The organism is Azospirillum oryzae (assembly GCF_008364795.1).
Classification (GTDB): Bacteria; Pseudomonadota; Alphaproteobacteria; order Azospirillales; family Azospirillaceae; genus Azospirillum; species Azospirillum oryzae.
This window is the reverse complement of sequence record NZ_VTTM01000003.1, coordinates 149,671-162,546: the sequence shown is the minus strand read 5'-3', so window position 1 is coordinate 162,546 and position 12,876 is coordinate 149,671. Positions and strand designations below refer to the sequence as shown.

At 70.0% G+C, this 12,876-nt stretch carries 16 protein-coding genes; 5 read left to right on the top strand and 11 right to left on the bottom strand.

The window, feature by feature from the left end:
- The first annotated feature begins 9 nt into the window (after positions 1-9).
- Positions 10-540 (top strand): DUF3833 domain-containing protein, encoded by a 531-nt coding sequence (locus FZ938_RS12265; RefSeq protein ID WP_149198772.1) that lies wholly within the window; start codon positions 10-12, stop codon positions 538-540.
- On the opposite strand, the gene FZ938_RS12260 is transcribed toward FZ938_RS12265, so the two are convergent.
- Genes FZ938_RS12260 through FZ938_RS12250 form a run of 3 tightly spaced genes read right to left on the bottom strand, consistent with a single transcriptional unit; the run spans position 503 to position 2,058 of the window.
- Positions 503-964, bottom strand: coding sequence for a nuclear transport factor 2 family protein (locus FZ938_RS12260; RefSeq protein WP_149198771.1), 462 nt, complete (start codon positions 962-964; stop codon positions 503-505). The two genes, FZ938_RS12265 and FZ938_RS12260, sit on opposite strands and share 38 nt — an antisense overlap.
- Positions 961-1,752 carry an SDR family NAD(P)-dependent oxidoreductase gene (locus FZ938_RS12255; RefSeq protein WP_149198770.1) on the bottom strand — a complete coding sequence of 264 codons (792 nt, stop codon included), beginning with the start codon at positions 1,750-1,752 and terminating at the stop codon, positions 961-963. Before FZ938_RS12255 ends, FZ938_RS12260 begins: the two co-directional genes overlap by 4 nt.
- Positions 1,753-1,803: 51 nt before the next feature.
- Positions 1,804-2,058: a hypothetical protein gene (locus tag FZ938_RS12250; protein ID WP_149198769.1), complete on the bottom strand. Its 255-nt coding sequence runs from the start codon at positions 2,056-2,058 to the stop codon at positions 1,804-1,806.
- A gap of 381 nt (positions 2,059-2,439) precedes the next feature.
- Between FZ938_RS12250 and exbB the strand changes: the two genes are divergently transcribed.
- The 3 genes from exbB to FZ938_RS12235 are packed head-to-tail and all read left to right on the top strand — an operon-like array spanning position 2,440 to position 4,627.
- Positions 2,440-3,342, top strand: coding sequence for a tonB-system energizer ExbB (exbB, locus tag FZ938_RS12245; protein WP_246799011.1), 903 nt, complete (start codon positions 2,440-2,442; stop codon positions 3,340-3,342).
- Between the two features lie 5 nt (positions 3,343-3,347).
- Positions 3,348-3,779 (top strand): TonB system transport protein ExbD, encoded by a 432-nt coding sequence (gene exbD, locus FZ938_RS12240; RefSeq protein ID WP_109076478.1) that lies wholly within the window; start codon positions 3,348-3,350, stop codon positions 3,777-3,779.
- Positions 3,776-4,627: an energy transducer TonB gene (locus FZ938_RS12235; protein ID WP_149198768.1), complete on the top strand. Its 852-nt coding sequence runs from the start codon at positions 3,776-3,778 to the stop codon at positions 4,625-4,627. Before exbD ends, FZ938_RS12235 begins: the two co-directional genes overlap by 4 nt.
- Positions 4,628-4,661: 34 nt before the next feature.
- On the opposite strand, the gene FZ938_RS12230 is transcribed toward FZ938_RS12235, so the two are convergent.
- The 4 genes from FZ938_RS12230 to FZ938_RS12215 all read right to left on the bottom strand — a co-directional run bounded on the left by FZ938_RS12230 (position 4,662) and on the right by FZ938_RS12215 (position 8,023).
- Positions 4,662-5,186: a hypothetical protein gene (locus FZ938_RS12230; protein WP_149198767.1), complete on the bottom strand. Its 525-nt coding sequence runs from the start codon at positions 5,184-5,186 to the stop codon at positions 4,662-4,664.
- Positions 5,187-5,282: 96 nt separating this feature from the next.
- Positions 5,283-6,035, bottom strand: a complete 753-nt coding sequence (locus FZ938_RS12225; protein ID WP_246457328.1) for a phosphatase PAP2 family protein — start codon at positions 6,033-6,035, stop codon at positions 5,283-5,285.
- Between the two features lie 25 nt (positions 6,036-6,060).
- Positions 6,061-7,026: a D-2-hydroxyacid dehydrogenase family protein gene (locus FZ938_RS12220; protein WP_149198766.1), complete on the bottom strand. Its 966-nt coding sequence runs from the start codon at positions 7,024-7,026 to the stop codon at positions 6,061-6,063.
- Positions 7,027-7,042: 16 nt separating this feature from the next.
- Positions 7,043-8,023 carry a phosphoribosylaminoimidazolesuccinocarboxamide synthase gene (locus FZ938_RS12215; RefSeq protein ID WP_149198765.1) on the bottom strand — a complete coding sequence of 327 codons (981 nt, stop codon included), beginning with the start codon at positions 8,021-8,023 and terminating at the stop codon, positions 7,043-7,045.
- Between the two features lie 103 nt (positions 8,024-8,126).
- Here FZ938_RS12215 and FZ938_RS12210 point away from each other — a divergent pair, with 103 nt between their 5' ends.
- Positions 8,127-8,903, top strand: coding sequence for a 4'-phosphopantetheinyl transferase family protein (locus FZ938_RS12210; protein ID WP_149198764.1), 777 nt, complete (start codon positions 8,127-8,129; stop codon positions 8,901-8,903).
- Positions 8,904-8,997: 94 nt separating this feature from the next.
- Here FZ938_RS12210 and FZ938_RS12205 read toward each other — a convergent pair whose 3' ends face one another.
- The 4 genes from FZ938_RS12205 to FZ938_RS12190 all read right to left on the bottom strand — a co-directional run bounded on the left by FZ938_RS12205 (position 8,998) and on the right by FZ938_RS12190 (position 12,870).
- Positions 8,998-10,425, bottom strand: a complete 1,428-nt coding sequence (locus tag FZ938_RS12205; RefSeq protein ID WP_149198763.1) for a S41 family peptidase — start codon at positions 10,423-10,425, stop codon at positions 8,998-9,000.
- 274 nt (positions 10,426-10,699) lie between these two features.
- A complete protein-coding gene (locus tag FZ938_RS12200; protein WP_246457327.1) occupies positions 10,700-11,422 on the bottom strand; it encodes a sugar transferase in 723 nt (240 codons plus the stop codon).
- 133 nt (positions 11,423-11,555) lie between these two features.
- Entirely contained in the window at positions 11,556-12,602 is a 1,047-nt protein-coding gene (gene hypE / locus FZ938_RS12195; RefSeq protein WP_149198762.1) for a hydrogenase expression/formation protein HypE, read from the bottom strand.
- A gap of 43 nt (positions 12,603-12,645) precedes the next feature.
- On the bottom strand, positions 12,646-12,870 hold the full coding sequence (locus tag FZ938_RS12190; RefSeq protein WP_149198761.1) for a HypC/HybG/HupF family hydrogenase formation chaperone: 225 nt from the start codon (positions 12,868-12,870) through the stop codon (positions 12,646-12,648).
- Positions 12,871-12,876: the final 6 nt, after the last annotated feature.

The window sequence follows — 12,876 nt, the reverse complement described above, 5'->3', positions numbered from 1 at the left end:
ACCCCTGCAATGAAGATCGGGGATTTCGCCGGCAACACGCCCGAATTGCGGATCGAGCAGTATTTCGCCGGGCGCACCCATGCCTGGGGCGTGTTCGAGGACCGGTTCGGCACGCTGCGCCGCAGCTTCACCGTCGCCATCGACGGACGGTGGGACGGGCGGGAGCTGGTGCTGGACGAACGCTTCCTCTATGCCGACGGCGAGACCGACCGCCGGGTCTGGCGCATCGTCAGGACGGGCGAGGGATATTATGAGGGGAGGGCCGACGACGTGATCGGCACGGCGGTGGGGCGGTCGGCCGGCAACGCGCTGAACTGGACCTACGAGATGGCGCTGAAGGTGGGCGGCGACCGCTGGCGCGTACGCTTCGACGACTGGATGTGGCTGCAGCCGGGCGATGCGCTGATCAACCGCGCCAACGTCTATCGCTGGGGCCTGTGGATCGGCACGGTCAGCCTGTTCTTCCTGCCCGAAGGCCGGATGGTCCGGCCCGATACCGTCGTCAATCCGGCGGTGCGGCCCCCAGCCGCCGCCGAATGAGGCGAAGCGGGGCGCCCAGCAGCGGCAGGCGCAGATAGACATGCTCGCCGGAATCCCAATGGTCGATGTGCTCGGCCACCCGGCCGTCCGGGGCCTGCCGCACCTCGCTGGTGCCGATCACGTCCATCCGGCCGATGCCGGTCACCGTCGCTTCGAACCGCCAGCGCAGGATCGCCAGATCGGGTGCGAACAGCCGGTGGGTGACGGTGAAGCGCAGATCGCGGCAGCCGTTCAGCGTGTGGACCATTGCCGCGCGCACCGCATCGCGCCCGCGGGCGTCGTTGAAGGGGTCGCGGAAACGCACCTCCGGCACGGTCAGCGCCGGCAGCCGGTCGAGCGTATGGACGCTGAGTGTCTCGAAGAAGTCGACCCAGGCGTCCAGTCCCTGGATTTTGGGCCCGTGCCGTCGGGAATCGTCCATCATGTTCCGGTCGCCTTGCGCACCAGCGGGAAGTAAAGCCGATAGGGTAGGCAGCGCGCCAGCTTCAGCTTGCGGGTGAAGCGCTTGGGGAAGGTGATCTCGAAGCCGTCGCCCTCCATCTCGTCGGCCAACTGGCGGGCGGCATCCTCCACCGGCATCAGGTCCGGCATGGGGAAGGGGTTGCGGGCGGTCAGCGGCGTGTCGACGAAGCCGGGGCAGACCAGTTGCAGCCTGATCCCGGCGCGGTCGCAGTCTGGCTTCAGCGATTCGCACAGGTTGATGAGCGCCGCCTTGGTCGGGCCATAGGCCGCCGCCGTCGGCAGGCCGCGGTATCCGGCGACGGAGGCGACCACCGCCACCTGTCCGCACCCGCGCGCCCGCATCCGCGGCAGCAGCGCCTCCAGCCCATGGACCACGCCCATATAGTTGACCTCCATCAGCCGGCGGGCGGTGTCGGCGGAGAAATCCTCCAGCGACATCGGACTGTGGGTGCCGGCGTTCAGCACCGCCCGGTCGATGGGACCGAACCAGCGTTCGATGGCGGCGACTGTGGCGGTGGTGGCGACGCGGTCGGTGACGTCCAGCGGGAACAGGCGCATGCGGTCCGGGCTGTGTTGCACCGTTGCCGTCAGATCCTCGACCGAGCGGGCGGAGAGCGCCACCCGCGCACCGCCGTCGGCGAGGTGGATCGCCAGCGCCCGGCCGATGCCGCTGCTGGCGCCGGTGATCCAGGTGATGCCGGGCGCCTTGCCGTCCGGCTCGCTTTCCGCTTCGCCGCCAGTTCCATCCATGATGCGCTCCGCACTATCTAATTGGCGGTACGCGGCCGGGGTTCCGGCGGATCACCAGATGCGGCGGGACAGCTCGTCGCCACGCTCCGACAGGTCGCGCATCAGGGCGCGGGCCTCGTCCTCGCCGGTCCAGCGGGCGACGGAGGCGATGCCGTCGGGACTGTCGGAGGCGCCGTCGCGGCCACCCTCCGCGTCATCCGGCAGGCCGAACACCTGTCCCGCCCGCGCCTCCACCACGGCGAAGCGGCCATCGCAGGCCACCAGCCGGAAACTGCCCTTTTCCTCCAGGATCGACACGCGGTTCATCGGCACTCTCCCTGGCACTGTCTCGATTGGCGGTTCAACCGGCGGGAGCGCCGGAAGGTTGCACGGCGTCGAGATTCTCCACGACAGAAGGGCTGAATAATGGTATTGAGACTTATTCGCACTTGGTCGCAGTGGCGGTTCAGGCGCCCGAGACTGTTCGCAAGGCCAATCAAATCACGGTCTTAGCGCGGCGAATTCCCACAAAAACGCATGTTTCCCCGCCGGCAGCGGTCGATTTTCAGTGCGAGTGCGACTCATTCGCATTATAACCGCGTTGGGGTATCCACTCCGGAGCATAGCGCCGGAGTGCCGTCGGGATTTTTGCCTTGTGATTTTTACAGCGCGCGTGCCGGACACGCGCCGAGGGGGAGTTGGACCGCCATGCCGACATCGTTTCGCCACCGTCCTGCGCTGACCGCCGCACTTGCCGGTGCCGGGGCTCTGATGGCCGGCGCCGCCGCCCGCGCGCAGGAGGCCGCCGCGCCCGCCCCGGCGCCGTTGGGTGCGGCGCAGGGACCGGCGGGCGGAGTGGCGGGGGCGGCGCAGGCCGTTCCGGACGCGGCTGCCGCGGCTCTCGCCTCGCTGCCGCACGACCTGTCGCCCTGGGGCATGTTCGTCACCGCCAGCCCGGTGGTGCAGGCGGTGATGGTGGGTCTGGCGCTCGCCTCGGTCGTCACCTGGACCATCGCCATCGCCAAGACGGTGGAGCTGTCGTCGGCCAGGCGCAAGGCGCGCACGGCGCTGGCGATGCTGGAGGAGGCGCGCTCGCTGTCGCAGGCGGCGGAGCGGGTCGGCTTCAGCCAGGGCACCGCCGCGGCGCTGGTCCGCGCCGTGGTCGCCGAGACCCACCTGTCGGCCGACGCGCCGTCGCGCGACGGGTTGATGGACCGCGCCGCCTCGCGGCTGGAGCGGATCGAGTCGGCGGCCGGCCGGCGCATGGCGCGCGGCACCGGCATCCTCGCCACCATCGGCTCGACCGGCCCCTTCATCGGCCTGTTCGGCACGGTGTGGGGCATCATGACCAGCTTCATCGGCATCTCCAAGGCGCAGACCACCAACCTCGCCGTGGTGGCGCCGGGCATCGCCGAGGCGTTGCTGGCCACCGCCATCGGGCTGGTCGCCGCCATCCCGGCGGTGGTGGTCTACAACGCCTGCAGCCGTGCCATCGGCGGCCACAAGGCGCAGCTGACCGACGCGTCGGCGGCGGTGCTGCGCCTGCTGAGCCGCGACATCGACCGCCACGCGCTGCCGCGTCCCCACAGCAATTCCCGCGCGGCGGAGTAACGGCAATGGGTGCGCGCCTCGGCTCCAGCGGCAGCGACGACGATCTGACCGAAACCCATGAGATCAACGTCACGCCCTTCATCGACGTCGTCCTCGTCCTGCTGATCATCTTCATGGTCGCGGCGCCGCTGGCGACGGTGGATGTGCCGGTCGATCTGCCGGCCTCCACCGCCACGCCGACGCCGCGGCCGGACAAGCCGCTGTTCCTGACCATCCAGGCCGACAAGACGCTGTCGCTGGGCGAGACCACGACGACCAGGGAGGCCCTGGGCGCGGCGCTGGACGCCGCCACCCATGGCGACAAGACCCAGCGCGTCTTCCTGCGCGCCGACAAGACCGTCGATTACGGCGCGCTGACCGAAGTAATGAACAGCCTGCGCGCCGCCGGTTACCTGAAGATCGGCCTTGTCGGGCTGGAAGCGGCGCCGGCGCCATGAGTGCGGCCTTCGACCAGGAGGCGGCGGGGGGCTGGTCCGCCGACGGGGCGGAGCGTCCGGCGCGCGGGGCTTTCCGCTGGGGCGGCAGCCTGATGCTGGCATTGGGCGTCCATGCCGCGGCCGGCGTGGCGATGGTCGCCTGGCATGTGCCGATCACGCCGTCGGAGGCCGATCCGCCGGCCGTGCTGCTGGAACTGGCGCCGCTGCCGGTGGCGCCGCCGGAACCGACGCCGGCCATCGACATCCCCCTGCCGGAACCGATGCCGGAGCCGGTGATCGAACCGGAACCCGAACCGCCGCCGGAACCCGAACCGGTGGTCGAGGAACCGCCGCCGCCGGAGCCGCCCCCCGTGGTCGAGCCGGAGGTGGTGATGCCAAAGCCGCCGCCCGAACCGCCTAAGCCGAAGCCCGAGGTGAAGAAGGAAGCGCCGAAGCCCAAGCCGGAAAAGCCGAAGCCGCCCCGGCCGGTGGCCCAGCCGGTGCAGCCGGCCCCCGTGGCCGCTCCGCCCGCTCCGGCTCCCGCACCGGCGGCGCCGGCCCCCTCGGCCGCACCCAGCCGGGCGGTTCCGAGCTGGCAGGGACGGCTGCTGAGCCATTTGGAACGGCACAAGCGCTATCCGCGCGCCGCCCAGGCCCGCCGGCAGGAAGGGGTCGCCCAGGTCCGCTTCACCATCGACCGCGACGGGAACGTGCTGTCGGTCCGGCTCGACCGCAGTTCCGGCGTGCCGTCGCTGGACGAGGAGACGGTGGAGATGGTCCATCGCGCCTCCCCCCTGCCGGCTCCACCGGAGGAGATGGCGAAGGACCGCATCGAACTGGTGGTCCCGGTCCAGTTCTTCATCCGCTGAATGCGCTGAGGGGGACGGCTGAGGGGGGCGCCCCTCAGTCCAGCGTCGGTTCCACCCGCCGGCCGACGCGGCGCTGGGAATCGACGGCGGCGCGCAGGCGGTCGCGGGCCGCGCCCCGGCTGGAGCCGGCATTGGAGCCGCTGGCGGCCGCCGGGCGCAGGCCGTTCAGGGCGGCCAGGAAATTGGTGCCGGCGCGCGCCTTCTGTTCGCGGCCCTTCGGTTCGGAGACACGCCAGGCGGGCAGCGCCGGAATCTCCTGAGTGACCTCCTCCCGGTCGATGGCGGTGTCCGGTGCCGCAGCGGCCTTCGCCTGGGCGCGGGCCTGCTGCGCTTCCACCCGCGCACGGGCGACGATGCGTTCGCGCAGGTCCACATCCAGCGTGCGGAACACGCGCGACGCCTCGGTCAGTTCTCGTTCCCGGCCGCTGTCCAGGGTACGCTTCAGGGCGTTCGCCAGCAGGCGGCATTCCAGGACGCCGGGCACCCGCTCGCGCTCCACCGCGCGGGCGAGGACGCCGACGGCTTCCAGGGTTTCGCGGTCGAGGGTGCCCTGAGGCATGGTGCGGCCTGATCCGAAAGGGGTAGGGTCGACACTATCGGCGGGCAAGCGTCCGTATTCAAGCCGCTTGTTAACCTTTTGTGCGACGCACCGCGATTACCGTCCGGCCGTCGCTTCCGGCCGGTCCTGCTCCACCGCACCGCGGCGCTGCAGCCATTCGGCGACCATCCAGCACAGCGCCGCCCAGGCCGCGCCGACGCTCCAGCCCGCCAGAACGTCGGTCGGCCAATGGACGCCCAGATAGACGCGGCTCGCCCCGATGATGAGGGTCAGCACCATCGCCCAGCTCAGCAGATAGGCCTTGGTGCGCCGGCCCTCGACGAACTGGGTCAGCAGGGCGCCCAGCGTCAGGTAGACGACGGCGGACTGCATGGCGTGGCCGCTGGGGAAGCTGGCGGAGATCACCTGATCGCCATGCGGCACCAGATCGGGACGGGCGCGGTCGAACAGCATCTTCAGCACGGTGCTGAGCGCCCCGCCGCCGCCGACCGCCACCAGCACCAGCAGGGCCGCCGCCCGTTTGTGCAGAAGCAGCAGGAAGCCCAGCGTGGCGGCGGTGAGGATGGCGAGGATGGTGGTGCTGCCGAGCGAGGTGATGTCGCGCGCCATCCGGGCCAGCCACCACGGGCCGCCGGGCAGGTCGGGATTCAACGGATCGCGGAGCGCCAGCAGGATGCGCTTGTCGAAGGCGGTGGTCTCGCCCTCCATCACCTCGCCGGCCAGTTCGACGAAGCCGAACAGCAGGCCGGCGATGGCCGAGAGGCTGACGAGCATGCCCAGCTGGTGCCGGCTCAGCTTCGCCCAAAAACCGCTTGTGCCGCTGCCCCCGACCGTATTGTTCCGGCTCACCCGCACCCTCCATCCAGTTGCCCGTTCAGGCGGGAGAGAGCAGCCGCACCGGTGAGCCGGCCGTCCAGGCCAGGATGTCCTCCAGGGCGTCGCGGTAGAACACCGCGTAATTCTCCCGCGTCACGTAGCCCAGATGGGGCGTCAGCACGGTGTTGGGAAGGTCAAGCCAAAGGCTGTCTTTCGGCAGAGGCTCGATGGGGAAGACGTCGATGCCGGCGCCGCCGATATGGCCGTGGCGCAGCGCATGGACCAGCGCCGCCTCGTCCACCAGCCCGGCGCGCGAGGTGTTGACGAGGAAGGCGGTCGGCTTCATCGCGCCGATCTCCGCCGCCCCCACCACGCCGCGGGTGCGCTCGCTCAGCACGAGATGGACGCTGACCACGTCGGAGGTCGCGAACAGGTCGCGCTTTTCGACGCGGGTCACTCCGGCCTCGGCGGCGCGCTCGTCGGTCAGGTTGGGGCTCCAGGCCACCACCTCCATGCCGAAGGCCTGACCCACCTTGGCGACCTTGCTGCCGAGCTTGCCCAAGCCCACCAGACCCAGCCGCTTGGCCCCGAGATCGCCGGTCAGGCCGGTCTGCCAGCGGCCCTCGCGCAGGGCCCGCTCTTCGGCCGGGATGCGCTTGGCCAGCGCCAGGATCAGGCCCCAGGTCAGTTCCGCCGTCGGCGCCCCGACCATGCGGGTGCCGCAGACGGGGATGCCGCGGGCGGTGCAGGCCTTCAGGTCGACGGCGTTGTTGCGGGCGCCGGTGGTGACCAGCAGCTTCAGGTTCGGCAGCCGGTCGATCAGCGCGGCGGGGAACGGCGTGCGTTCCCGCATGATGACCAGCACGTCGAAGGGTTCCAGCGCCGCCGCCACCGCGTCCGGGTCGCCTTGGGAACCGGCCAGCGGCTGCTCGAAGATCGTCAGGTCGCTGCCCGGCGGCAGCTGCGACCAGTCGGCGAGGTCGCGGGCGACCCCCTGGTAATCGTCGAGGACGGCGACGCGCATGGAGCCCGACCCCCGCTTACTTGGTGAAGTAGGGCGCCAGATTGGCGCGGATACGGTCGAGGATCGGGACGGCGGTGGCCGGCACCTCGAACGGGCGGCCGGTGATGGTCTCGCCGGCTTCGATGTAGACGCGGGCCGCTTCCAGAACCACGTCGCCGGGGATCTCCGGGATGTCCTGGGTGTAGGGATCGCAGCGGGCGACGACCCAGTTGCGGACGAAGTCCTTGTCGAAGCTTTCCGGCTTCCCGCCGGCCTCGAACCGCTCCTGATAGCTGGCGGCGAACCAGTAGCGCGAGCTGTCGGGGGTGTGGATCTCGTCGGCCAGCAGGATGTTGCCGTCCTCGTCGAAGCCGAACTCGTACTTGGTGTCGACTAGGATCAGGCCGCGCTCCGCCGCCATCTTCTGGCCGCGGGCGAACAGGGCCAGCGCCTTGTCCGACACCTCGTCCCACTGGGCGCGGGTCAGCAGGTTGCGGCCCACGATCTCGGCCGCCGTCAGCTCCTCGTCATGGCCGGCGTCGAAGGCCTTGGTGGTCGGCGTGATGATAGGGGTTTCCAGCCTCTGGTTCTGGCGCAGCCCGTCGGGGAAGATGTGGCCGTACATCTCGCGCCGGCCCTGCTTGTACATCGACCAGATCGAGGTGCCGGTGGTGCCGGCCATGTAATCGCGGACCACGACCTCGACCGGCATGATGGTCAGGCGCTTCGCCACCACCACGTTGGGGTCGGGGTATTCCAGCACGTGGTTGGCGCAGATGTCCTTCGTCGCCTCGAACCAGAAGCGGGCGGTCTGGGTCAGCACCTGCCCCTTGAAGGGGATGGCGGTCAGGGCGCGGTCGAAGGCCGACAACCGGTCGGTGGTGATGAGGATGCGCCTGCCGTCCGGAAGGTCGTAGTTTTCGCGCACCTTGCCGCGGTAATGATTGGGCAGCTCCGGGATGAAGGCGTCGCGAAGAACGTTGGTCAGGTGCGGGGCGAGCAGGGCGGTGTCAACCATGGGATCCTGGTCCGGATGCAGGGGCGGATGCGAGAGGCGCGCATGATACCCGAAACCCTTGCCGGAGCCAGGACGCTAAATTGAGAGGGAGGATCGCTGTCCGATGCATGACGGGACCATCACGGAGGCCGCCGCCGGGACCGTAGCAGGGGGGGCCGGCGACTATGATCCGGCGCCCGGAGTCGTCCGCGTCTGGTTCGCCGATCTGGCAGCCCTGTCGGCCCACAGGGAGGCGATGCGTGCCCTGCTGTCCGCCGACGAGGTGGAGCGCGCCGACCGTTTCATGATGGAACGGCTGACCGACCGCTTCATCCTGCGGCGTGGGCTGCTGCGGCTGCTGCTGGGGCGCTGCACCGGCCGCGATCCGGCGGGGCTGGTCTTCGATTACGGCACGCACGGCAAGCCGGCGCTGGCCGGCGGCCCGGCCTTCAACCTCAGCGACAGCGAGGATGCGCTGGCCATCGCCGTGGCGGCGGAAGGGCGGATCGGCGTCGATATCGAGCGGCTTCGCCCGATCGAAAGCGCCGACGGCATCGCCGACCGCTTCTTCCACGCGACCGAGCGCGCCGCCTTGCAGACGCTGGGGCCGGAGCGGAGGGACGAGGGATTCCTGCTGGCCTGGACCCGGAAGGAGGCCTTCATCAAGGCGGCCGGCGTCGGGCTGTCGATGCCGCTCGACCAGTTCGCGGTGGAGGTGACGCCCGGTGCGCCGCCGGCCCTGCTGGAGATCGGCGGGGGCTTGCGCGGCGATGTCGGGGTGCCGGCGGACTGGAGCCTGTTCGACCGCCGGGTGCTGCCCGGCACCATCGCCGCCATCGCGGCGCATGGCACCGGCTGGACGGTGGAGACGCGGGTGATGGATGCGGGGTTCGTGGGGTAGGAAAACGCCCTCTCCCGGGGCTCTCAGCGGATCTCCGATCCGCCTGACGCCGTCAGCACAAACGAAGTTTGTGCGAGAGGCGGGAGAGGGAGATTTACTCCCCGCCGGCCAATGTTCCGGTCAGGCGGTTGCGGATGGCGGAGACGGCGCATTCCAGCGGGCGGTCGTCGTCGGGCTTGGGGGCCTTGTCCATCACGTCTGGGCACATGTCCTGGGCCAGCCACACCTGCGGTTTCGGCGGCACCGGTGCGTTGGCGTCGCAGGTGGCGGGGTCGGGGTGGGTTTCCTCGGTGCTGCCGTGGGTCGGCTTGACCTCCAGGTTCGGGGAGACGCCGAAGCAGTCCACCAGCGCCCCCGACGGGCGGTAGTAGCGGGCGGTGGTCAGGCGGATGCCGGTGTCGACGCTGAGCGAGGAGATCGTCTGCACCGACCCCTTGCCGTAGGAACGGGAGCCGAACAGCAGCGCCCGGTGATGGTCCTGCAGGGCGCCGGCCACGATCTCCGACGCCGAGGCCGAGCCGCTGTTGATCAGCACCACCACCGGCAGCCCGGCCAGCAGGTCGCCGGGGGTACCGCGGTAGTTGCGGGATTCCTCCGGATCGCGGCCACGGACGGAGACGATGTCCACCGTTTCCAGGAAGCGGTCGGCCACCTGCACCGCCTGCTCCAGCAGGCCGCCGGGGTTGTTGCGCAGGTCGATGACGGCGCCGGTCAGCCGGCCCTTCGCCTGCCGGCGCATGGCCTCGATCGCCGCGTCCAGTGACGAGGAGGTCGACTGGTTGAAGGTGGCGATGCGGACATAGGCGACGTTGCCCTCCAGCCGGTAGCGCACCGGCTGGATCTTCACGATGGCGCGGGTCAGCGAGACGCGGGTGTTGGCCTCGGTCGCCGGCGGCCGGCGGATCGACAGGGCGACGGAGCTGCCGACGGGGCCGCGCATGCGGGCGACGGCGTCGTGCAGGTTCAGCCCCTTCACCGCCACGTCGTCGATGCGGGCGATCAGGTCGCCGCTGCGCAGGCCGGCGCGGGCGGCCGGCGAGCCGTCGATGGGGGAGACGACCTTGATCAGGCCGCTTTCCTCGTCCATCGTCACCTCGATGCCCAGCCCGCCGAACTCGCCCTGCGTCTGTTCGCGCAAGTAACGGTAGCGCTCGGCGTCGAGGAAGCTGGAATAGGGGTCGAGCGAGCCCAGCATGCTGTCCAGCGCCGCCTCGGTCAGCATGCGGTCGCTGGCCTTCGGGTTCTCCGCCTTCTTCTTCTTCAGCCCGTCCTCGGCCTTGTCGATCAGCACCTGCGGATCGTAGGCCTTCACATGCTCCGTCAGGACGCGGCGCATGGCGTCCGAGAAGAGGACGTAATTGCGGTCGGCGGTGGACAGAGATCCATAGCCGCGGATCTTCGCGAAATCCGTCCGGTAGCGGTCGAGCGCCGCGACGGTGTCGGCACGGCTGGTGGGGGCCACGGCGCAGGCGGGACCGATCGCCACCATCATCAGCAGCAAGGCAGCCAGCAGCTTCGCCATCCTTGGACCCTCTTGACTGGCCGATCCGGCCGGCGGTCTTACGCGCATCGTTCACTTATACCAGTGTTTCGCCGGTTGCCGCGACCCTAGCACGTCGTCCGCCCATTCTCAAAATCCATCCCGATTTCGGCAAGAGGGTCATGTCCGAGACGGATCGGCCGAACCGCGCAAGTGGGCGGACTCCACAAATAGGGAGTGCAAACGGCGATGTCGCGCGCCCCAAGGGAGCGCGCGACCTGTCTGAACGGATGAGCGCTTTCGGAGAGGGCGGGCGTCAGTAGGCGCCGCTGCCCTTCACCACGACCCGCACCGTGCGCAGCATGATGCCGATGTCGGCCCAGAAGTTCCAGCCGACGACATAGGCGGTGTCGAGCTGGACGCGGCGCACGTAATCGACGTCGCTGCGGCCGCTGACCTGCCACAGCCCGGTCAGGCCGGGGCGGCAGCGGGTGTAGAAGGGGAAGCAGGCGTGGTAATAGGACACCTCGTCGTCGATGATCGGGCGGGGGCCGACCAGGCTCATGTCGCCGCGCAGGACGTTGATGAGCTGCGGCAGCTCGTCCAGGCTCGATTTGCGCAGGAAGCGGCCGACCGGGGTGATGCGCGGGTCGTTGCGCAGCTTGCGCGTCGCCAGCCATTCGGCGCGTGCCGTCTCGTCGGTGGCGAGCAGCCGTTCCAGCACCTCGGCCGAGTTGACCACCATGGAGCGGAATTTCAGGCAGGTGAAGGGGCGCCCGTCGGCGCCGATGCGCCGGTGGCCGAACACCGCCGGGCCGCCGTCGCGCGCCACCATCCAGGCGAGCACGAGCATCAACGGCCCGAAAACGGCAAGCAGACCCAATGCGCCGACGATGTCGAAGGCGCGTTTCACGCGGTGCCTGTGCAAGGGTGGGCAACCGGGAAGCCGGTCCATCGCCTGCATCGCCGACCGGGTTCCGGCCATCCGGCCGGGGTCCAGACGGGGAGCGCCCAGAAGGGCGATGTTGGACAACGCCATTATATTCTCTCGTCGCTGATCGTCTCTGGTCAGAGCATAGGACCATCCGAGAGAGGCAACGGCCAGCGCGCGAAAGGGGTCCCGCCAAAGGGACGGGACCTTTGGAAAGGGTGAGTTAGCCCGCCGGTACGGGTCAGCAGATCCGGGGAAGCTGTTCCCCGGTCAGCCAGTCCACGATCCGGCGGCCGCCGAAGCGGGTCTCCATCTGAACGAAGCGGTGGGGGTCTTCCACCACACATCCGATGCGGGCGGCGTCCCGTCCCAGCGGGTGGTCGCGCATGACGGAGAGCAGACGGTCGCACTCCTCCTCGGCGCAGATCGCGATCAGTTTACCTTCGTTGGCGGCATAGAGCGGGTCCAACCCCAACAATTCGCAGGCGGCCGCGACCTGCGCCCGCACCGGAATGTCCGATTCGCGCAGCCGCATGCCGACGCCGGACTGGTGGGCGATCTCGTTCAGCGTCGTCGCCAGCCCGCCGCGGGTGGGGTCGCGCAGCACATGCACGTCCGGCACCGCCGCCACCATCGCCGCGACCAGCCCGTTCAGCGCCGCGCTGTCGGACAGGATCGCCGTCTCGAAGCCCAGATTGTCGCGGGTCGACATGATGGCGACGCCATGGTCGCCCATGGTGCCGCTGACCAGGATCGCGTCGCCCGGCCGCGCCCGGTCGCCCGAGGGGGAGACGCCCGCCGGCACCATGCCGATGCCGGTGGTGGTGATGAAGATGCCGTCGCCCTTGCCGCGCTCCACCACCTTGGTGTCGCCCGACACGATGGCGACCCCGGCCTCGCGCGCCGCGGCGGCCATGCTGTCGACCACCCGCTTCAGATCGGCGAGCGGGAAGCCCTCTTCTATGATGAAGCCGGCGGTCAGGTGCAGCGGCACCGCGCCGGCCATGGCGACGTCGTTCACCGTGCCGTGGACGGCAAGCGACCCGATGTCGCCGCCGGGGAAGAACAGCGGCGAGACGACGAAGCCGTCGGTCGTCATCACCATGCGCCCACCCGGCACGTCGAAAGCGGCCTGATCGTTGCCCTGGTCGAGATACGGGTTGGCGAAGGCGGCGGCGAACAGCTCGCGCACCAGCTGCGCCATCGCCTTGCCGCCCGACCCGTGGGTCATGTCCACCGCCCCGCGGGCGATGTCGAGCTTGCGGGTGAAGAGGCGGCGGTCGGTCATGGCGGGGGTCCGGGTGGTCGGCGGGTGTGTGGGGGGAGGGACGTCAGGCCGCGGCGTCGGCGACTTCGGCCAGCAGAGCGAGCGTTCGCTCGGCCTCCTCGGCATCCAGGCGGGACAGGGCGTAGCCGACATGGAGGATCACATAGTCACCGACGGCGACATCCTCCACCAGCTCCAGCGAGCAGGTGGAGGTGACGCCGCCCAGGCTGACGGTGGCGCGGTCGTCGGGCAGCAGGGCGGTGACCAGGGCGGGGACGGCAAGGCACATGGCGGT